The following is a 19284-nucleotide window of genomic DNA, read 5'->3' as shown; positions in this document are numbered from 1 at the left end:
ATAAGATTTGATAATAGGTTTGGATTTGATTTATTTGTCTAAGCTTTTGATTTTATAAATTAACTTTAAATTTTTTGTTAACTGGATTTGAATGGGTGTTGGTTAATCGTGCTGTCCCTAACCTTTAGGAGGTGGTTGATGATGAATATACAGGCCTTAACCTGGAACCAGTTGCAGCAAAGTGTTTTTACCACTGATCAAGCTTCTCTCATTCATAGATTGCGTTTTGACGTTGAGCAAACCTTAAAGTCTTTATACGCAGATGTTTCTCTTAGTGATCACTTGGAGGATTTATATTTACCTTTTGCCCACTGGATTGCCCAGCTTGCCCAACCAAGATCTCATCCTTTAATAATAGGTATGGGCGGTGTGCAGGGGTGCGGAAAAACTGTATTTACAACAGTGCTGAGCCACGTTTTATATAAGGCGTATGATAAAAAAACCATAGTATTAAGTATTGATGATTTTTATAAGACGCGAGTAGAGCGTGAGCATATGGCTCGTGATGTACATTCTATGTTCATGACTCGTGGTGTGCCTGGTACACATGATTTAGCTTTGATAAATAATATTTTAGACAGATTGGCAAACCTTAAAGCTGGTGAGGTGATGCGCTTGCCTTGTTTTGATAAATCCACGGATGAAAGGCGTCATGTTAAAGATTGGCAGGAGGTTGAAGGGCCAATTGATGTCATTTTGTTTGAAGGTTGGTGTGTCGGTATGCCGGAACAAAAGCAATCTTTAGTGGATCCTATTAATCAGCTTGAAACTGAAATGGATGCTGAAGGTATTTGGCGTCAGCAAGTGAATCAGTATTTAGAGGAGGATTATAAGCAACTGTTTGCGCGTATTGAGTTGATGTTATGGATGCAGGCACCTAATTATGAGGTTGTTTATGATTGGCGTAATAAGCAAGAGAGGTTGCTGGAAGAGCACTTACTCGATATTCATGGTGATGGTTTAAATAAAATAGATCTCACTGTTATGTCTGATGATGAGCTTAAGTCTTTTATGCAATATTATGAGCGACTTACTAAGCATATGATGTCTGTAATGCCTGATAAGGTGGATGTATTGCTCAAGCTTGATGAAAAGCAAACAGTGACTAAGGTGCGTTTTCCTACTCATCACTAAAACTTTTTTATTGCTTAGAGGGTTTTAAAGTAAATTATGCTAGGCTATCGAGCTTTGTTCGATAGCCTTTTTTATTGTTTTATGGAGACTTACCTTGTCTAAAAAGCTTGAGTTTTTAACGTTAGAAACAAGTCAGCAAGCGGATGCAGCTGTGATCTGGTTACATGGTTTAGGGGCAGATGGTAATGACTTTAAAGCAATTGTACCTTCTTTGAATTTACCTCAGAGTGCTGCTATACGTTTTATCTTTCCGCATGCGCCAATGCGCCTTGTAACGATTAATGGTGGTATGCCGATGCGGGCTTGGTACGACATTATAGAGATGTCACTGGAGCGTAAAGTGGATATGGCAAATATTGATGAGTCTGTAGTGCAGGTTACTCAATTGATTGAACAGCAAATAGACGCTGGTATTTCTTCAGAGCGTATTTTAGTGGCGGGTTTTTCACAAGGTGGAGTAATTGCTTATCAGGTTGGTTTGTTGGGTAAGTATAAACTTGCTGGTGTGATGGCTTTATCGACTTATTTGGCTGATGCTAATTTGATCCCAATGGCGACAGACTCTATAAATGGGCAGGCGCCTCTGCTTATTCATCATGGTACTCAAGACCCTGTAGTTCCTTATGAATTAGCTGTTCGAGCGCATGGCGAGTTAGAAGCAAAAGGTTATCAGGTTGAAAAAGCATCTTATCCTATGCCGCATTCTGTGTGCCCAGAGCAGGTCGTTGATATTTCTCGCTGGATGCAAAAAGTACTGGCAATTAATTAATGAACCTGTGAATAAGTTCTCCCGTTTTAGCGTGTGGATAAAAGCCGTTAGATTTATGGTAAGGATCGCAATTTCATAGTAATTCTATTGATAAGGTCCACAACCTAAAGATAGGTGTTTTAGATCATGCCCTTCGGGTCTTTAAATAATGCCTACTCGGCATTTCAGAAAAAGTAACACCCTGTATTGTCGTTTCTCGAAAGGCATCTAGATTACGTAACAGTAGTGCCTTGATCAGTGCTTTTTCCCCATATGCCTCAAAAGAGCAGATTGAGAAGAGGTGACTTAATCGCAGGTTCCTTACGTCTGATTTGCTCTTGTGAGGTTTTCTGATTTAAATCAAGAAAGCGCTCGGATGCCTCTTTGGTCAAAAAAACAATTGATTTATGTCATTAACTGTTTAGAGGATAGGCACATAATTGCTCTTAATTATTAAGGAGAGCAGTTATGTTTTTAGACTCTGTTGTTGTTTCAGGTTTGATTATTGTTGGACTAATGGTGGCATTTTTTGCTGGTTTTGGTTATGTCGGATATAAAAAATATAAAAAGGAAGTTAAGTGATCAAGCCTTAACGTCTTATTTCAAAATTAGAATTCAGTTTGTGATCAAATGAATTGTTTGATTAATAAAATTGAATTCTAATTCCCTTCCCTGTTTTAATTCTTGTTTTCTAGATTGTCGGATTCTCTTGATTACCTCATAATATCGCCTTTAAAAGGCGCTTGGTGCCTGTATCACCCTTTCTTGAGGCTAATATGTCTACTACTAGTTTTATTCTTGCCATTGTTGTTGGTGTTATTGTTATTGTGGCGCTTGCCTTGGTTATTTCTCGTCAGCTTAAATTAGATAATAAGCGCAAATTAGAGATGCAGGAGGCTGAAAGAAATATCTTGGAAGGCCGTAAAAAACGAATCGAAAGTATTCATGTCTTGCTTAAGGTGGTTGGGTCTGAAGATTTAGGTTGGATGGAAGCAAGTATAAGGGTGAAAACCTTGTTGGATCAGTTGAGCCTTGATTTATCTGAGCATGAAATCATTGGTGTTTTTTATAAAGTGTATGCAGAAACTGAGCATATTCCGACTCATGACGGTTGGAATAACCTACCCAAGGATGCACGTAGAAAATTTAGAATGGAAATGATGAAGTGTGAAGCGCGATATCAAGATGAGTTAGAGCAAGCTAAAGTTGCTCTGCTTGAGTATCCTTTGAAGTAGTTTCAAAGAATTAGGGGGATAGATGTTCGCCTTTGTAGGACTTGTTCTTATTGTCTTTAGTTTATTTTCCTTAGTTTTTTACTTCTTTTATAAGTTTAGATCCAGCATGCCCTATTATCGAGTTGATAATAGTTACTGTTGTTTTTTGCTACAGCACGCAATTGCTGGAGACCTTCCTTGCACTGACTGGTACTTATTTATTGGTGCCATTAACCTTACCTCAGAAGATTTAGAGGTGCTTCGTTTAGCTTGCATTGAAATAGATGAGGATTGCTCAAGGGAAAGTGTAATGGTTAATGGTAAGGCATGTATGCGATTTAGCTCTGAGGGCAAGCAAGCATTAGCTAACTTATTAAAAGGGATTAGTGATTAAAGCTGTTTGCTTGAGTTATTGTTAGTTTAATTAATGTTTGTCTAAATTCTGGAAGTTTTCATGTCTCGATATCGCCCGCCTATGCCACCTAAATCTGCTTATATTACGAAAGAAGGAGCGCAAAAACTGACTGCAGAATTGAAGTATCTATGGAAAGAGAAGCGCCCTCAGGTGACAGAAAGTGTACGTGAAGCTGCAGCTCAAGGGGATAGGTCAGAAAATGCTGAATATATTTATGGGAAAAAGCAGCTAAGAGAAATTGATAGAAGGGTGCGCTATTTAGAGAAGCGTCTTGAGGCTTTTACTGTGGTGGATAGGTTGCCTGAAGATCAGTCTAGTGTTTATTTTGGTGCTTGGGTGACACTAGAAGATGATGATGAAAATATTAAGTTTTTTCGTATTGTTGGTCCTGATGAGTTAGATCACGATGCTAGTTATATAAGTATCGATTCGCCTATGGCAAAAGCCTTGTTGAAAAAACAAGAAGGCGATGAAATTGAACTTAAGTTGGCAACTGGCCTAGTGAATTATACGATCGAAAAAATAGAGTATAAGGCAATCCTGTAATGCAATTACGCTTTGGTATGGCGCAATGGCAGCACCCAGCTTGGGTGGCTTGGTTATATTCGCATCAAGGTGCAAGTAATCGGCGCTTAAGTGAATATGCAAAGTTCTTTGATACGGTTGAGGTCGGGAGTAGTTTTTATGCTGATTTAACACAAGATCAACTGCAAGTTTGGTTTGATCAGGTGCCTGATAATTTTCGTTTTGCATTTAAATTACCTCAATCCATTACGCATCGACTTGGTGTTTCTGATGAGGGTCAAGTGGTTAATAGTCTTACTAACTTCTGTGAATTATTAAGGCCGTTTTCTACCAAGTTGGGTCCTTGTATGATGCAGTTTCCCGAAGAAGTATCCCCTCTTTACTTTTCTAAAATTGAAGCTCTATGTCGAGCTTGGAATTTACCTACATCTTTGTCAGTTGAGGTTCGTAATCAAGCTTTTTTTAATAAATCTGAAGAAGAGACTGGTTTTCTTAGGTTGTTATCTGGAAATCAACATGATCGCGTTATTATGGATTCTCGCCCTGTATTTTCGACAGAAGCTTATTGTGAGAGCCTGTTAGATGCTCAGAAGAAAAAGCCAAGGGTTCCATGTCATCCCGTTGCAACTGGTCAGAATCCTATGGTGAGGTTTATTGGGCATCCAGACCTACCTCTAAATGATGCTTATCTTGATCAGTGGGCTAAAAAGTTAGTGCAGTGGCTACAGGAAGGGCGTGAACCTTATGTATTTGTTCACTCGTCTGATAATGTTGCAGCGCCTTTGCTAGCTGAAACCCTTGAGCAAAAAATAGCAGCGTTATTGCCTGCTTATGCCCCAAGACTTAGCTTACCAAGTAAGCCTGAGCAGTCTTTACTGCTTTGAGTAAATAAATGAACCTAGGAAAATAAGTTATGTACTCTCTTGTCTTTTATGTGCCTGAATCTCATCTTGAAGAAGTGAAAGAGGCTTTGTTTGATGTTGGTGCGGGGGCAATTGGAGACTATGAAGCCTGTTGTTGGCAAGTGAAGGGGCAAGGGCAGTTTCGGCCTAATGCAAATGCGAACCCTTTTATTGGAGTGAAAGGTGAGTTGGAAACCTTAGCTGAATATCGAGTCGAGATGGTATTGGAATTGTCTCTTAAGGAAGTTGCGATAAAGGCATTAAAAGCAGCTCACCCTTTTGAAGAGGTGGCGTACCACCTGATCAAAGTAGAGTCTTAAAAGGTTTTAAGTGGCGGCAAGAAATCTATCATAAGGGTTTCTTCGTGAAAGCCAAAGCTGCCTTTTTCTACATCCTCAAGGTAGAGCTTTAAAGTGCGAGTTATACTGTTGAAAGCCAACTCTTTCCAGGGAATGTCTTTGATGTCAAATAGCGCAACTTCTGAGCTTTCTTCAGTGGTATGAAAATCAGCTTTTGGTAAATCAGCGAGATAGAAAAGATGTACCTGATCTATTTGAGGTATGCTGATCATACTAAAGGCTTGTCTGCATATTGCATGAGAGCCGCATTCTTCTAGTGTCTCCCTTAAGGCGCCGCTACTAGTGGATTCCTGGTTTTCCATGAAGCCTGCTGGAAGTGTCCAATAGCCCCGTCTTGGCTCTATGTCTCGTCGGCAAAGTAGAATTTTCCCTTGGTAGATAGGGATGGTGCCTGTGATTAATCTTGGATTGTCGTAATCAATGTGGTGGCATGCTGGACAAACTGCTCTTGGTCTATTGTCACCATCGGGAATAGAGAAGTTAACCTGAGTGCCACATTGTGGGCAAAAACGCTTTTTCTGTGTCATAGTATTAAGCTTCTCTCGCCGTATCCATTTGCTGATTAAATGTGTTTAAGTAGCCTGGCGTATTTAACGACTTTGTCTTCTATTTCTTGGATTTCAATAATATAGTCACCCACTTTTAGACTCATCTGGTTTTCTGGAATAAATTCCAGTGTTTCTATGATTAGGCCATTAAGTGTTTTCGGGCCATCAGTTGGTAAGGACCAATCCAATGTTTTGTTGATTTCGCGTATATGGATTGAGCCATCAATGCGAAAAGAACCGTCATCTTGAGAGACTATTTCGTCTTCTTCATCTTGAGTGGGTTGGGTGAACTCACCAACAATTTCTTCGAGAACATCTTCAAGAGCCGCAATACCTTGTACATCTCCGTACTCATCTACCACTAGTCCCATTTGTTGGTGCTGCTTTTGGAAGTTAAGTAACACTGTGTTCAGTGACGTGCTTTCTGGGATAAAGTAAGGTTCAACGGTCGCTTTTAGTAGGGCGGCTTTGGACGGGTTAGGGTCGCGTAAAAACATAGCGGCATGCCTTGCGTGAAGAATGCCGATTACCTTATTTATTTCGCCATTATATACCGGCATACGTGTATGACGCGTGCTGCAAATTTGAGTAATGATCTCGTCAATGGAGTCTTCAATATCAATTCCGACTACTTCGTTACGTGGCACCATGATGTCTTCTACTGATACTTTCTCCAAGTCTAGAATCGAAATGAGCATCTCTTGGTGAGCGGGTGGAATAAGCCCATTAGCTTCATTTACTATGGTTCTAAGCTCTTCCGTGCTCAATTTGTCATTACTGTTTTGATTCGCTTGAACGCCCAATATGCGTAGTAGGCCGTTTGAAATAAAGTTAACTAATACAACTAATGGGTAGAGTAGCTTTAATAATACTGATAAGGCCCAAGAAGCGGGAAAGGCTATTTTCTCAGGGTGGATCGTTGCCATTGTCTTAGGTGTGACTTCGGCGAAAATGAGAATGACGAGTGTGAGTGAGGCGGTTGCGATAGCGACACCAGCATCACCCCAAATACGTACAGCAATTACAGTGGCAATTGCAGAAGCTAGGATGTTAACAAAGTTGTTACCAATTAAAATAACGCCGATAAGGCGGTCAGGTCGTTCAAGTAATTGGCTAACTTTTTTAGCTGACTTGTTCTTGTTTTTAACCAGGTTTTTTAAACGGTATTTGTTTATTGAAAGCATGCCTGTTTCAGAGCTTGAGAAAAAGGCAGAAAACAAAATCAAGAAGAAGAGTATTCCGAAAAGAATACTTAAGGGTATGTCGTTCAAAAAGGGTTGACCTCAGTTAATTTGATAAGTGGATTATTAGTTGTTCAATAGTCCCTGTCAAACCCCTAAACAACTAAATTTACTTGGTGAGAATGAATTGCAGCACTATGCTGCTTCCGAAGTAGCCAAGCATAAGCAAAATAAAGCCACTTATCGTTAGCTTTACTGATAGTTGTCCGCGCCATCCAGCCCAGTGTCTTCCTACCAAAAGGCCTAAAAAGACGAGCCAAGATGCAATAGTAAAGAAGGTTTTGTGGACTAGTTTTTGAGCGAACATATCATCGATAAAATAAAAGCCAGTGATTATCGTAATAGTGAGTAGAATAAAGGCGCACCAAATAAACTCAAACATGAGTCTTTCAAGTACCTGTAAAGGAGGCACTCTTAGTAGTTGGCGCAGCTTATGATGTTTAAGTTGATACTCTTGTAATGCTAATAAAATGCCAACACCACACGCTGCGGTGAAAAGGCTATAAGCAACCGCGGCGATGAGAATATGTGCCGAAGTGCCTAACGAGTGAATGTGGAAAGGCTCTAATTGCCAAGGTTGAATTGCATTGAGGGCAATCACTAGGGCTGCTAAAGGGTAAGCCACGCACAATAGTAAGGATAAATCTTTGTTACGGTTACTGAACCATAATACAGTATTGCCTATTAGTGCTATTAGCATTCCTATCAGTAAAAAATCGAAGCCATCCTTGTTTAAAAATAAAACAGACAAGGCATAGACGTGAGTGGCAATGGATGCCGCTCCTAAAAATTGAGACCTTTTACTTTCAGGGCGCTTGTAATACATTGCACCAGCGGCAAAAGTTGAAAATGTGGCGAGCCAAAGTGTTAGCTGAATCATGAATCTCTTATATCCAAAGAGTAAAGGTATAGGGTGTAACCCATTTATCCGTTATAATAGGGCCAATTTCATCTTGGATAAACCATATACTTGGTTTTTTCCTCACAGAGCAACATTTTGAGGCTAACATGTTCGACAATTTATCGAATCGATTGACCTCCTCGCTAGATCGTATCCGAGGACGGGCAAAGTTAACAGAAGATAATATCAAGGAAGTATTACGCGAAGTGCGTATGGCGCTATTAGAAGCCGACGTTGCTTTACCTGTCGTAAAGGCTTTTATAGATAGTGTAAAAGAAAGGGCTGTTGGAACTGAGGTTTCAAAAAGTTTAAGTCCTGGTCAAGTGTTCCTGAAAATTGTTAAACAGGAACTTGAGAAGGTTATGGGTGAAGCGAATGATGAGCTTAACCTGAAAGCTAAGCCGCCAGCAGTGATTTTGTTAGCGGGTTTGCAAGGTGCGGGTAAAACAACCTCTGCAGCAAAACTGGCTCGTTATTTAAAAGAGCGCCATAAAAAATCTGTCGCGGTTGTGAGTGCTGACGTATATCGTCCAGCGGCGATCAAGCAGTTACAAACCTTGGCTAATGAAATTGGTGTGGACTTCATCGAGAGTGAAGCAACGCAAAAGCCAATTGATATTGCAAATAACGCCATTGATGAAGCGCGTAAGTCCCATAAAGATGTCTTGATTCTTGATACTGCGGGTCGATTAGCAGTCGATGAAGAAATGATGGCTGAGATTAAAGCCCTTCATGCAGCTATCGATCCAGTTGAAACCTTGTTTGTTGTTGATGCAATGACAGGTCAAGATGCTGCGAATACGGCTAAAGCCTTTGGTGATGTGCTGCCTTTAACCGGTGTTGTGTTGACGAAAACAGACGGTGATGCACGTGGTGGTGCTGCTTTATCTGTACGTCATATTACCGGTAAACCAATTAAATTCTTAGGTGTGGGTGAGAAAACGGAAGCCCTTGAGCCTTTCCACCCAGATCGTCTTGCTTCTCGTATCCTAGGTATGGGTGACATGCTTTCCTTAATTGAGGAAGCTGAGCAGAAAATTGATAAAACCAAGGCTGAAAAGCTAGCGGGCAAATTGCAGAAAGGTAAAGGCTTCGACTTAGAAGACTTTAAAGAGCAATTGCAGCAAATGAAAAACATGGGTGGCATGGGTGCCATGCTAGATAAGTTGCCTGGGATGGGTGGTCAAATGGCCAATATCCAAGACAAGGTTAATGATAAAATGTTTGTGCAAATGGAAGCTTTAATTAATTCCATGACTGCGCAAGAGCGTCGTAACCCAGATGTTATTAATGGCTCTCGTAAAAAACGTATCTCAGCGGGTGCTGGATTGCAGATTCAAGATTTGAATCGACTATTGAAACAGCATAAACAAATGCAAAAAATGATGAAGAAGTTTAGCTCTAAGTCAGGCATGAAGAAGATGATGCGTGGTATGGGTAGTATGATGCCGGGTGGTTTTCCTGGTGGTGGCATGCCAAAAATGTAAAATACCTGCGAAAACCTTTATTCGTGTTGTATTACAAGAAAACGGCTGCTTTTTTAAGTGGCCGTTTTTTTATGTCTTTTTATTCCAAAAGCTTGTTATAAAAGGGATCCTCAGTTCAAACCTCCATCTTGTTGCGGCTGATGATAAAATATTCAGCTTCAAATGCAGATGCCTCTTTTGTTTTTCTGTCGAATCGACTAGAATATGCCGCCTTCTTGAATTCCGACCTAATTTTGGGTGAATCAAGAAGAGTTTTCGTTAAGCAATAAGGAACCGATTATGGTAACTATTCGTCTTTCTCGTGGAGGCTCTAAGAAGCGTCCTTTCTATCACTTGAACGTGGCTGATAGCCGTCGTGCACGTGATGGTCGTTACATCGAGCGTCTTGGTTTCTTTAACCCTGTTGCTCGCGGTCAAGAAGAACGCCTACGCATCGATTTAGATCGCGTTGACCATTGGGTTGGTCTTGGTGCTCAGCTTTCTGATCGTGTTGCTCAGTTAGTTAAAGATGCTAAAAAAGCCGCTTAATTATTGAGGTAACTATGTCTGCGATTAAACAAGCAGCCGCTCCAGAGCAACCGCTTGCTGTCGGACGCATTACTTCTGTATACGGTGTAAAAGGGTGGGTGAAGATTTATTCACACACTGATCCAATTGAGGGCATTTTTAAATATTCTCATTGGTGGCTTAAAACCCGTACAGGGTGGCAAGCAATAGAGTTAAATCAAGGGCGACTTCAGGGTCGTGGTTTGGTTGCTGCGGTTAAAGGATATACAGATCGCGATCTTGTTAAAGAGATTTGTGGCTTGGATATCTATATCGAAGCACAAGATCTTCCTGATCTTGATGAAGGTGATTATTACTGGAGTCAGTTAGAAGGTCTTAAAGTGATCACTGAAGAGGGTGTCCTCTTAGGTAAGGTTGCTCAAATGATGGAAACAGGCGCTAATGATGTGCTTGTTGTTCGTGCTTGTGAAGGTAGTCTTGATCGTGAGGAGCGATTGATTCCTTATGTACCAGATATGTATGTTTTAAATGTAGATTTGAAACAAGAGCAAATGCTGGTTAATTGGGATCCAGAGTTTTAAACGCAGACTCGAGGTATTAAGTGCAGATTAGTGTTATTTCTCTATTTCCTGAGATGTTTCAGGCCATTACCCAGCATGGTGTAACGGGCAGAGCAGTTAAATCAGGTTTGGTAGATATTAACTTCTTTAATCCGCGTGATTTTACCCATGACAAGCATAAGACTGTCGATGACAGGCCTTATGGTGGTGGTCCAGGGATGCTGATGAAAGTTCAGCCTCTCAAAGATGCGATTGCGGCAGCACGTAGTGTTAGTCCAAACGCAAAAGTAATTTTTCTGTCCCCTCAAGGGCGTACGCTGACACAGGAAGGCGTGCAATACCTAGCTAAACAAGCAGAACTTGTTCTGGTAGCTGGGCGTTATGAAGGTGTTGACGAACGTTTAATTCAATCTGAGATTGATGAAGAGTGGTCAGTCGGTGACTTTGTTCTAAGCGGTGGTGAGTTGCCAGCAATGGTGTTAATGGATTCTGTGTTTCGCATGGTTCCAGGAGTGTTAGGTAAAATGGCGTCAGCTGAAGAAGATTCTTTTTCAGATGGATTGCTAGATTGTCCACACTATACTCGTCCCGAGGTACTAAATGAGGCGCCTGTTCCGCCGGTACTGCTTAGTGGAAACCATGAGGAGATAAGACGTTGGCGTTTAAAGCAGAAGCTCGGAAGAACTTGGCAACGCCGGCCAGACCTTTTGCAAAACCTTGAGTTGGACAAGGAACAGCAGAAGTTGTTGAAAGAGTTTATTCACGAGACTGAAGATTCAACCTCGGCAGAGTAGGAAACGTGAACTCGTTGGGCTGGGAAGATGTTCTCAGCCAGACGAGAAACCAAATCATTGGGAGTCAAATCCATGAGCAACAAAAATAAAGTGATTCAGCAAATTGAATCAGCACAAATGACTAAAGAAGTCCCAGCCTTCGGACCTGGTGACACTGTAGTTGTTCAAGTTAAAGTTAAAGAAGGTACACGTGAGCGTCTACAGGCCTATGAAGGTGTTGTAATCGCAAAACGTAACCGTGGTCTTAACTCTGCATTCACTGTTCGTAAAATTTCGAACGGTATCGGTGTAGAGCGTGCGTTCCAAACGTACAGCCCAATCGTTGAGAGCATCGAAGTGAAACGTCGCGGTGATGTTCGTCAAGCGAAGATTTACTACCTACGTGAACGTTCTGGTAAGTCTGCTCGTATCAAAGAGAAATTGGCTAAACGCTAATCTCTTTAAAAAAGGCGACCTAGGTCGCCTTTTTTTATGGAACTTTTACATAGATTCATGGCCTAATAAGCATCTTTCGGATGTTTGGATTTAGAGGTTTTCATGAAGAAAATGTTAGGTTTCATTAAACAAACGCTTGTTCTGAGTGTTTTGTTGCAATCAATGCATGCTTTGTCAGCAGAGAGTGATATAAGTAATGCCATTTCGAATATAAAAAATAATATCAGTAAAAGCCTGCCTCAATATCAAATTAAATCGATTGAAGTTCATGAGAAATCTGGCATGTATACCGTCCAGCTAGACTCTGGCCCTGTTCTTCATGCAACGCCGAATGGGCAATACTTTATTGTTGGTGACCTTTATCGTGTGGAACCAGAGGGTCTGGTAAATGAAACTGAAGAAGCTAAACTGGCTCAGATAGAAGTTTTACCACAAAACGAAATGGTAATTTACCCAGCACAAGGTGAAGAGAAAGCGCATGTAACTGTGTTCACTGATATTTCATGTGGTTACTGTCGTATGCTGCATAAAGAAGTGCCTGAATTAAATGAAATGGGTATTACTATTCGATATTTAGCTTTCCCTCGTGCAGGTATCGGTTCTGAGCCTTACCAACAAATGGTAAGTATTTGGTGTTCTGACGATCCTAACGAATGGATGACGCGTGCTAAATCTGGTCATAAAGTGCCACAAAATAACTGTGAAAACCCAATCGCTAAGCAATATGGTTTAGGTCAGTCTATTGGTGTGCGTGGAACTCCAAGCCTAGTTTTAAGTACGGGTGAATTTATCCCAGGTTATCTACCAGCGGCAGAGTTAGCGGCTAAATTGGGCTTATAGCCCTCTCTTTTTCTTCCTTTCTATGAAAGCCATTCATGCCAAGATGAATTAAGCGTTTTAGTCAGACAAACTGCCTGATTAGAACGCTGGCTTTGTCTGCTTCTGGCGTTATAATAGATTCAATTTTTTATCATAGATGTGCAATGACGCATCTAAATAACGTTAGCACTGTGGGGTACTATTTTGAAACCGGTAAAAGTCGGAATTTGTGGGTTGGGAACTGTGGGTTCCGGAAGTTTTAACATCCTTCGTAACAACGCAGAAGAAATTACACGACGTGTTGGCCGTAGCATTGAGATTGAGCAAGTGGGTGCTCGTCGTGATAATGCTTCTGTTGATACTTCTGGTGTAAATATTACCCGTGATATTTTTGATGTAGCGAACAATCCAGAAATCGATATTGTGATTGAGTTAATCGGTGGAACCACGGTAGCAAAAGACTTGGTATTAACTGCGATTGAAAATGGCAAACATGTGGTAACAGCTAACAAAGCTTTGATTGCAGAATATGGCAATGAAATCTTTGAAAAAGCACAAGCTAAAGGTGTAATGGTTGCTTTTGAGGCTGCTGTCGCTGGCGGCATGCCAATTATTAAAACAGTACGTGAAGGCTTGTCTGCCAATCGTATTGACTGGTTAGCTGGTATCATCAATGGTACTGGTAACTTCATCATGACTGAAATGAGTGAGAAAGGTCGTGCATTTGATGATGTACTAGCTGAAGCACAAGCGCTAGGTTATGCCGAAGCGGATCCAACTTTTGATGTTGAAGGTATTGATGCTGCACACAAACTGACTATCCTTGCTTCCATTGCTTTTGGTATTCCTCTGCAATTCGAACGCACTTACACTGAAGGTATTAGCCAGATCACAGCACAGGATGTGAGCTTTGCAAGCGAACTAGGGTATTACATTAAGCACCTTGGTATTGCTCGTCGCACTCAAAAAGGTGTTGAACTGAGAGTGCATCCAACTTTGATCTCTAAAAAGCAGTTATTAGCTAATGTAAATGGCGTAATGAATGCTGTTATGGTCCAAGGCGATGCTGTCGGACCTACTTTGACTTATGGTGCAGGTGCAGGTGCTTTACCAACAGGGTCTTCTGTTGTGGCTGATGTGATCGATGTGGCTCGTACATTAACGGCTGATCCTGATAATCGTGTTCCACATTTGGCTTTCCAAGCAAATGCTTTATCTGACCTAAAAGTTCTGCCAATTTCAGAAGTGGAATGTGGTTATTTCTTAAATATGACAATTCAGGATAGAGCAGGTGTTCTAGCGAACATTACTCAGCTTTTATCAGAAAACGGCATCAGCATTGAGTCTGTTATTCAGCGTGAGCGTGATGATATTGAACTTGTTTCGCTTGTTGTAATGACTCACACAGTGAAAGAATCAAATATGAATGCGGCGATTGCAGCAATCGAAGCCTTGCCTGATGTGGCGGGTAAAGTTCAGCGTATTCGTGTTGAGAGCTTAGCTTAAGTTACCAAGTGAATTGTCAGTTTAGTTTTATAGAGAAAAGATTATGAAATACATATCCACTCGTGGAGATGCACCAGCACTGTCATTTGGTGATGTTTTATTAGCGGGACTTGCTAATGATGGCGGCTTGTATGTGCCAGAAGAATTACCAAAATTTAGCCAAGAAGAAATTGCTTCTTGGGCTGACCTTAGTTACCAAGAGCTTGCATTTAAGGTGATGTCTCCTTTTGTTGCAGGTGAAATTCCAGATGATGAATTTCGTCGTATGATTGATGAAGCCTATGCAGGTTTTGATCATAAAGCGGTTGCGCCTATGGTGCAGACGGATAACAACGAATGGGTATTAGAGTTGTTCCGTGGCCCAACTTTGGCATTTAAAGATTTTGCTTTGCAGTTACTTGGCCGCTTGATGGATTATGTACTAAGTCAACGTAAAGAAGAATTGGTTATCCTTGGTGCTACCTCTGGTGATACAGGATCTGCTGCGATTGAAGGTTGTCGTCATTCTGATCACCTTAAAATCTTTATTTTGCATCCTTATCAGCGTGTTTCTGATGTCCAGCGCCGTCAAATGACAAGTGTTATCGATGATAATGTTTTCAATATTGCTGTGAAGGGTAATTTTGATGATTGTCAGGGCATGGTTAAAAACAGTTTTGCTGATCAGTCTTTCTTGAATGGCGGTAAACTTGGCGCGGTAAACTCAATCAACTGGGCGCGTATTATGGCTCAGATTGTTTATTACTTCTCCTCGGCTTTATCTGTTGGTGGGCCTCATCGTAAAGTGTCTTTCTCGGTACCGACAGGTAACTTTGGTGATATTTTTGCGGGTTACCTTGCTAAGCAAATGGGTTTGCCTGTTGATCAGCTTGTGGTTGCGACTAACCAAAACGATATTCTGCACCGTGTTATTGCTGAAAATGACATGAGTCGTCAGTCTTTGAATGTTACCTTATCGCCAAGTATGGATATCATGGTTTCAAGTAACTTTGAGCGTTTATTGTTTGATGCTCATGGTCGTGATGGTGAGTCTATTAAAGATCTGATGGCTCGCTTTAATCAAGGTGATGTGTCGCTAAGTGATGAAGCTTGGTCTTTTGTTAAGTCAAACTTCGACAGCTACAAAGTTGATGATGCACGTACTTGTGAGGTTATCAAACAAGTATTTGATGATACTCAATACCTACTAGATCCTCATACAGCAATTGGCTTAGATGCGGCACGTCATTGCTGGAAAGATAAGTCTGTGCCTATGATCACTTTGGCAACAGCTCATCCAGTTAAATTCCCTGAAGCGGTTGAAAAGGCAGGTTGTGAGTCACCTAAACTGCCAGACCATATGGCTGATTTGTTTGAGCGTGAAGAAGCTTATGAAGTGCTAGATAATAGCCTTGAAGATGTACAAGCTTTTGTTACTAAAAACATTTAATTAAATGTTTTATAAAGGCCTTACTCCATTCGAGTAAGGCCTTTTTTAATGCCTTACTAAAACGAAACATCCCCTTTTGTTACTTTCTTAAAGATAATGACACAGTTATGAATATCATTTTGTTAGACCCTACGCAGGCAATTGATGCCCATCGTTATCAGCTCGATTCTCGTCAAGCAGAACACCTAAATAAGGTGATTAAAGCTGAATCTGGCGACAAATTACGAGTCGGTATTATTAATGGGCTTATGGGGGAAGCGAAATATTTAGGGGAGAATAGTGAAGGGTTTGGTGAGGTTGAGATTATCCATTTAACGCAGCAAGCCCCAAAACCTTTGCCACTTACCTTAGTTTTAGCGCTGCCACGTCCCAATATGCTCAAGCGTACTTTGTTGAATATCAGTGCTATGGGGGTAAAAAAAATTATCCTGTTGAATTCAGCTAAAGTAGAGAAAAGTTATTGGCAATCACCTGTATTAAAGGCTGATAACTTACAGCGTATCTTGCTAGAGGGATTAGAGCAGGCGCGAGATACTCACTTGCCAGAGTTGCAAATGATGACCCGTTTTAGGCCTTATGTTGAAGACCTATTACCCAGAGAGATGGCCGGTAAGTTAGCTTTATTAGCCCACCCTTATCAAGCAGATGATTGTCCGATTAACCTCACTCAAGAAAGTATTCTCGCCATAGGGCCAGAGGGTGGTTGGAATGAGTTTGAAGTGAGTAAATGGCACGAAGCAGGCTTTAAAAGTGTACACCTTGGTGAGCGTATTTTGAAAGTAGAAACTGCTGTGCCTGTTTTATTATCCAGACTCTACCCTGCTTAACCTGATGGCAATTAAAGCTAACCAAAGACAATCGTTTTTTAGAGGAGTATTAAATGAGTAAGAAAATACTACACAGACCAGTTCTGGAAAGTCATCAAAGCTTCTCTTCAGCGATTCCTTTGACTATGCAGCGTATCTTACAGACACGAAATATTACTAATGAATCAGAGCTGGAATATCGATTGGCCAGCTTATTAAGGCCTAATGAGTTAATGGGGCTCATACCTGCGGTAACTATTTTGGCAGATGCAATTGAAGCTGGTGAAAAAATTCTAATCGTAGGTGACTTTGATGCAGATGGTGCGACAAGTACTAGTTTAGGGGTTTTAGCTATGCAAGCTATGGGGGCTATTGATCCAGAATTTTTAGTGCCAAACCGATTTGAATATGGCTATGGATTGACGCCAGAAATAGTTGAAGTAGCTCAAGAAAGTCAGCCTGCTGTGTTAGTGACTGTGGATAACGGTATTTCAAGTATTGAAGGGGTGAAAGTCGCCAAATCATATGGCATCAAAGTGGTGGTTACAGATCACCATTTGCCGGGCGATGAGTTACCAGAGGCAGATGCTATCGTAAACCCCAATCAACATGGGTGCGGTTTTGATAGTAAAGCGATGGCAGGTGTCGGTGTTATCTTTTATGTGATGAGTGGGCTTCGCGCAGAGCTTAAGGCGCGTCGCTGGTTTGAATTACAACATATCCCAGAGCCTCGAATGGCAGATTATTTAGATTTAGTTGCTTTAGGAACGGTAGCAGATGTGGTGCCGTTAGATGCGAATAATCGTATTTTGGTAAAGCAAGGCTTACAGCGTATTCAAGCGGGTCACGCACGCCCTGGTATATTGGCTTTATTAGAGGTTGCTAATCGCGATGTGAGTCAAATTAAAGCATCGGATTTGGGGTTTGCAGTCGGGCCAAGATTGAATGCGGCAGGGCGTTTGGATGATATGTCTCTAGGGATAGCTTGCTTGTTGACTTCTAATGTTCAGCAGGCAAAGCGTTTGGCGCAAGAGCTGGATCAGCTTAATCGCGAGCGTAAAGACATAGAGTCTGAAATGAAGCAGCAGGCTGAATTTGTGCTCGAAAAAATTGTAGCCGATGAGCAAGATTTACCGAATGGTATGTGCTTTTACGATGAAACTTGGCATCAAGGCGTGATTGGTATTCTAGCATCGCGTATGAAGGATAAGTGTTATCGACCTGTGATCGCCTTTGCCAAAGTGGATGATGAAGAAATAAAAGGCTCAGCACGTTCTATTCCTGGTTTACATATACGTGATGCTTTAGATTTATTGGCAAAACGACATCCTCATTTATTGAGTAAGTTTGGTGGTCACGCTATGGCTGCTGGAATGAGTATTAAAGAGAAGCATTATACGGAATTTGCGCAAGCTTTTGATGCCGTGGTGACTGAGCTAGTTAGTCCTAGTGATCTCGAAGATTGTTTATTGACTGATGGTGCGTTAAGAGCAGAAGACTTTAGCCTAAGTTTTGCTGAAATGATTCGTCAATGTGGGCCATGGGGGCAGATGTTTCCTGAGCCTGTCTTTGATGGTGTGTTTGATGTTATTCAACAGAGAATTGTAGGGCAAAAACATTTGAAGCTCTTGCTAAGGGAGCCAAATGAAGGCTTGTTGTTAGATGCTATCGTTTTCTTTATCGACTTAACGCTTTGGCCTAATAATACTGAGCAGGCCCGAGTTGTATTCAAGTTGGACATCAATGAATTTAGAGGGCAGCGTAATATTCAATTGTTAGTGGATTATATAGAGGCAGTTTAACAATCTATTGATTTGAGGTCTGACAATAATTCCTAAGGAATATCTGTTTGATTATGCAGTAAGCTGCCTATTCGAGCCGATTCTAAGGTACAATAGCTTACCCTAAATCACGATCTACTTACTGTTGGAGTTAATTCATGACTGCATTGGTTCTTGATGGCAAATTATGTGCTGAAGAAACCGAAACCCGTCTAAAAGCTCAAGTTACTGAGCTTAAGAAACGTACTGGTGGAACCCCTATCTTGGCGACAATTTTGGTTGGTGGCGATCCTGCGTCAGCAACTTACGTTAAGATGAAAGGTAACGCTTGTCGCCGAGTTGGAATGGACTCTATGGCAATTGAGCTGCCTGAAGAGACGTCTACAAACCAGCTTCTTGCTACTATCAAAGAGCTGAATGAAAACTCAGATGTACATGGCATTTTGTTACAACACCCTGTTCCACCTCAAATTAATGAGCGTCTATGCTTCGATGAAATTGCTGCGCATAAAGATGTTGATGGCGTGACCTGCCTAGGCTTTGGTCGCATGGCGATGCAAGAGCCTGCATACGGTTCTGCAACACCTGCTGGCATCATGCGCTTATTAGAGCATTATGATATTGATTTAGCTGGTAAGCATGTTGTCGTTGTTGGTCGTAGCCCAATTTTAGGTAAACCTATGGCTATGATGATGCTCAATGCAAATGCGACAGTGACAATTTGTCATTCTCGTACTCAAGATCTACCTAGCTTTGTGAAACAAGCCGATGTCATTGTTGGTGCTGTTGGTAAGCCTGAGCTTATTAAAGCTGATTGGATCAAGGATGGCGCTGTTGTTGTTGATGCAGGTTATCACCCAGGTGGTATTGGTGATATCGAACTAGGACCTTTAGTTGATAGAGTTTCTGCTTATACTCCAGTTCCTGGTGGCGTTGGTCCAATGACAATTAATACACTTATCTTGCAAACGCTTGAGTCTGGTTTAAAGCAGTTAAATAATTAAATCAGCGAAAGAGGGAGCGCTTATAGGCGAGTTGCTCTCTCTTTGTGGTTGTTATGATGATTGCAATTCATCAAATTGATGCCATATAGAGTAATAAGATTAGAAATATAGCTAAGCCGCATCAAAAGTGCGGCTTACTTGTAAGTAAGCATAGGTTTTACTTATCGAA

General features: G+C 41.2%; 22 protein-coding genes. 19 read left to right on the top strand and 3 right to left on the bottom strand.

What is annotated here, in order from left to right; all coding sequences use genetic code 11:
* Nucleotides 1–138 precede the first annotated feature (138 nt).
* The 8 genes from OA91_RS08645 (at nucleotide 139) to OA91_RS08615 (ending at nucleotide 5258) form a co-directional block, all read left to right on the top strand.
* Nucleotides 139–1134: a hypothetical protein gene (locus tag OA91_RS08645; protein WP_063337924.1), complete on the top strand. Its 996-nt coding sequence runs from the start codon at nucleotides 139–141 to the stop codon at nucleotides 1132–1134.
* A 94-nt stretch (nucleotides 1135–1228) separates the two neighbouring features.
* Nucleotides 1229–1903, top strand: a complete 675-nt coding sequence (locus OA91_RS08640) for an alpha/beta hydrolase (RefSeq protein ID WP_063337923.1) — start codon at nucleotides 1229–1231, stop codon at nucleotides 1901–1903.
* Nucleotides 1904–2350: 447 nt separating this feature from the next.
* Nucleotides 2351–2464 (top strand): cytochrome c oxidase subunit CcoM, encoded by a 114-nt coding sequence (gene ccoM, locus OA91_RS24795; RefSeq protein WP_046017825.1) that lies wholly within the window; start codon nucleotides 2351–2353, stop codon nucleotides 2462–2464.
* Nucleotides 2465–2658: 194 nt separating this feature from the next.
* On the top strand, nucleotides 2659–3117 hold the full coding sequence (locus OA91_RS08635; protein WP_063338112.1) for a DUF2489 domain-containing protein: 459 nt from the start codon (nucleotides 2659–2661) through the stop codon (nucleotides 3115–3117).
* 22 nt (nucleotides 3118–3139) lie between these two features.
* Nucleotides 3140–3490: a hypothetical protein gene (locus OA91_RS08630; protein WP_063337922.1), complete on the top strand. Its 351-nt coding sequence runs from the start codon at nucleotides 3140–3142 to the stop codon at nucleotides 3488–3490.
* A 60-nt stretch (nucleotides 3491–3550) separates the two neighbouring features.
* Nucleotides 3551–4057, top strand: a complete 507-nt coding sequence (gene greB / locus OA91_RS08625) for a transcription elongation factor GreB (protein WP_063337921.1) — start codon at nucleotides 3551–3553, stop codon at nucleotides 4055–4057.
* The gene (locus OA91_RS08620) at nucleotides 4057–4920 is read left to right on the top strand and encodes a DUF72 domain-containing protein (protein WP_063337920.1); all 864 of its coding nucleotides are present in this window, start codon (nucleotides 4057–4059) and stop codon (nucleotides 4918–4920) included. Before greB ends, OA91_RS08620 begins: the two co-directional genes overlap by 1 nt.
* 29 nt (nucleotides 4921–4949) lie before the next feature.
* Nucleotides 4950–5258 (top strand): hypothetical protein, encoded by a 309-nt coding sequence (locus OA91_RS08615; RefSeq protein WP_063337919.1) that lies wholly within the window; start codon nucleotides 4950–4952, stop codon nucleotides 5256–5258.
* Here OA91_RS08615 and OA91_RS08610 read toward each other — a convergent pair.
* The 3 genes from OA91_RS08610 to OA91_RS08600 form a co-directional block, all read right to left on the bottom strand.
* Nucleotides 5255–5824: an NUDIX hydrolase gene (locus OA91_RS08610; protein ID WP_046017841.1), complete on the bottom strand. Its 570-nt coding sequence runs from the start codon at nucleotides 5822–5824 to the stop codon at nucleotides 5255–5257. The genes OA91_RS08615 and OA91_RS08610 overlap by 4 nt on opposite strands.
* A gap of 35 nt (nucleotides 5825–5859) precedes the next feature.
* Nucleotides 5860–7116: an HlyC/CorC family transporter gene (locus OA91_RS08605; RefSeq protein WP_063337918.1), complete on the bottom strand. Its 1257-nt coding sequence runs from the start codon at nucleotides 7114–7116 to the stop codon at nucleotides 5860–5862.
* A gap of 79 nt (nucleotides 7117–7195) precedes the next feature.
* Entirely contained in the window at nucleotides 7196–7966 is a 771-nt protein-coding gene (locus tag OA91_RS08600) for a cytochrome C assembly family protein (RefSeq protein WP_063337917.1), read from the bottom strand.
* Between the two features lie 128 nt (nucleotides 7967–8094).
* Here OA91_RS08600 and ffh point away from each other — a divergent pair, with 128 nt between their 5' ends.
* The 11 genes from ffh to folD all read left to right on the top strand — a co-directional run bounded on the left by ffh (nucleotide 8095) and on the right by folD (nucleotide 19115).
* Nucleotides 8095–9474, top strand: coding sequence for a signal recognition particle protein (gene ffh / locus OA91_RS08595; RefSeq protein WP_063337916.1), 1380 nt, complete (start codon nucleotides 8095–8097; stop codon nucleotides 9472–9474).
* 279 nt (nucleotides 9475–9753) lie between these two features.
* On the top strand, nucleotides 9754–10002 hold the full coding sequence (gene rpsP / locus OA91_RS08590) for a 30S ribosomal protein S16 (protein ID WP_009833903.1): 249 nt from the start codon (nucleotides 9754–9756) through the stop codon (nucleotides 10000–10002).
* 14 nt (nucleotides 10003–10016) lie between these two features.
* Nucleotides 10017–10562, top strand: coding sequence for a ribosome maturation factor RimM (gene rimM / locus OA91_RS08585; protein ID WP_046017845.1), 546 nt, complete (start codon nucleotides 10017–10019; stop codon nucleotides 10560–10562).
* A gap of 20 nt (nucleotides 10563–10582) precedes the next feature.
* Nucleotides 10583–11335, top strand: a complete 753-nt coding sequence (trmD, locus tag OA91_RS08580) for a tRNA (guanosine(37)-N1)-methyltransferase TrmD (protein WP_046017846.1) — start codon at nucleotides 10583–10585, stop codon at nucleotides 11333–11335.
* Between the two features lie 72 nt (nucleotides 11336–11407).
* The gene (gene rplS, locus OA91_RS08575) at nucleotides 11408–11770 is read left to right on the top strand and encodes a 50S ribosomal protein L19 (protein ID WP_046017847.1); all 363 of its coding nucleotides are present in this window, start codon (nucleotides 11408–11410) and stop codon (nucleotides 11768–11770) included.
* Nucleotides 11771–11872: 102 nt separating this feature from the next.
* Nucleotides 11873–12610 (top strand): thioredoxin fold domain-containing protein, encoded by a 738-nt coding sequence (locus OA91_RS08570; protein WP_063337915.1) that lies wholly within the window; start codon nucleotides 11873–11875, stop codon nucleotides 12608–12610.
* A gap of 183 nt (nucleotides 12611–12793) precedes the next feature.
* Nucleotides 12794–14095, top strand: a complete 1302-nt coding sequence (locus OA91_RS08565) for a homoserine dehydrogenase (protein ID WP_082827845.1) — start codon at nucleotides 12794–12796, stop codon at nucleotides 14093–14095.
* A gap of 43 nt (nucleotides 14096–14138) precedes the next feature.
* The gene (gene thrC, locus OA91_RS08560; protein ID WP_046017849.1) at nucleotides 14139–15524 is read left to right on the top strand and encodes a threonine synthase; all 1386 of its coding nucleotides are present in this window, start codon (nucleotides 14139–14141) and stop codon (nucleotides 15522–15524) included.
* A gap of 107 nt (nucleotides 15525–15631) precedes the next feature.
* Complete coding sequence (locus OA91_RS08555) at nucleotides 15632–16351, top strand: 16S rRNA (uracil(1498)-N(3))-methyltransferase (RefSeq protein ID WP_063337914.1); 720 nt, start codon at nucleotides 15632–15634, stop codon at nucleotides 16349–16351.
* Nucleotides 16352–16404: 53 nt separating this feature from the next.
* Entirely contained in the window at nucleotides 16405–18132 is a 1728-nt protein-coding gene (gene recJ, locus OA91_RS08550; protein WP_063337913.1) for a single-stranded-DNA-specific exonuclease RecJ, read from the top strand.
* Between the two features lie 137 nt (nucleotides 18133–18269).
* On the top strand, nucleotides 18270–19115 hold the full coding sequence (folD, locus tag OA91_RS08545; RefSeq protein WP_063337912.1) for a bifunctional methylenetetrahydrofolate dehydrogenase/methenyltetrahydrofolate cyclohydrolase FolD: 846 nt from the start codon (nucleotides 18270–18272) through the stop codon (nucleotides 19113–19115).
* The last annotated feature ends 169 nt before the right edge of the window (nucleotides 19116–19284 follow it).

It is taken from the genome of Marinomonas sp. SBI8L (assembly GCF_001624705.1).
Classification (GTDB): Bacteria; Pseudomonadota; Gammaproteobacteria; order Pseudomonadales; family Marinomonadaceae; genus Marinomonas.
This window is presented reverse-complemented; position numbering and strand designations above follow the sequence as displayed.

What these genes read in the sequence shown, in the direction of transcription:
- OA91_RS08570 (WP_063337915.1), top strand. Translation starts at nt 11,873, where the DNA reads ATGAAGAAAATGTTAGGTTTCATTAAACAAACGCTTGTTCTGAGTGTT.
- OA91_RS08635 (WP_063338112.1), top strand. Translation starts at nt 2,659, where the DNA reads ATGTCTACTACTAGTTTTATTCTTGCCATTGTTGTTGGTGTTATTGTT.
- rplS (WP_046017847.1), top strand. Translation starts at nt 11,408, where the DNA reads ATGAGCAACAAAAATAAAGTGATTCAGCAAATTGAATCAGCACAAATG.
- rpsP (WP_009833903.1), top strand. Translation starts at nt 9,754, where the DNA reads ATGGTAACTATTCGTCTTTCTCGTGGAGGCTCTAAGAAGCGTCCTTTC.
- greB (WP_063337921.1), top strand. Translation starts at nt 3,551, where the DNA reads ATGTCTCGATATCGCCCGCCTATGCCACCTAAATCTGCTTATATTACG.
- ffh (WP_063337916.1), top strand. Translation starts at nt 8,095, where the DNA reads ATGTTCGACAATTTATCGAATCGATTGACCTCCTCGCTAGATCGTATC.
- OA91_RS08555 (WP_063337914.1), top strand. Translation starts at nt 15,632, where the DNA reads ATGAATATCATTTTGTTAGACCCTACGCAGGCAATTGATGCCCATCGT.
- OA91_RS08630 (WP_063337922.1), top strand. Translation starts at nt 3,140, where the DNA reads ATGTTCGCCTTTGTAGGACTTGTTCTTATTGTCTTTAGTTTATTTTCC.
- rimM (WP_046017845.1), top strand. Translation starts at nt 10,017, where the DNA reads ATGTCTGCGATTAAACAAGCAGCCGCTCCAGAGCAACCGCTTGCTGTC.
- ccoM (WP_046017825.1), top strand. Translation starts at nt 2,351, where the DNA reads ATGTTTTTAGACTCTGTTGTTGTTTCAGGTTTGATTATTGTTGGACTA.
- thrC (WP_046017849.1), top strand. Translation starts at nt 14,139, where the DNA reads ATGAAATACATATCCACTCGTGGAGATGCACCAGCACTGTCATTTGGT.
- OA91_RS08610 (WP_046017841.1), bottom strand. Translation starts at nt 5,824, where the DNA reads ATGACACAGAAAAAGCGTTTTTGCCCACAATGTGGCACTCAGGTTAAC.
- OA91_RS08615 (WP_063337919.1), top strand. Translation starts at nt 4,950, where the DNA reads ATGTACTCTCTTGTCTTTTATGTGCCTGAATCTCATCTTGAAGAAGTG.
- OA91_RS08645 (WP_063337924.1), top strand. Translation starts at nt 139, where the DNA reads ATGATGAATATACAGGCCTTAACCTGGAACCAGTTGCAGCAAAGTGTT.
- OA91_RS08620 (WP_063337920.1), top strand. Translation starts at nt 4,057, where the DNA reads ATGCAATTACGCTTTGGTATGGCGCAATGGCAGCACCCAGCTTGGGTG.
- recJ (WP_063337913.1), top strand. Translation starts at nt 16,405, where the DNA reads ATGAGTAAGAAAATACTACACAGACCAGTTCTGGAAAGTCATCAAAGC.
- folD (WP_063337912.1), top strand. Translation starts at nt 18,270, where the DNA reads ATGACTGCATTGGTTCTTGATGGCAAATTATGTGCTGAAGAAACCGAA.
- OA91_RS08600 (WP_063337917.1), bottom strand. Translation starts at nt 7,966, where the DNA reads ATGATTCAGCTAACACTTTGGCTCGCCACATTTTCAACTTTTGCCGCT.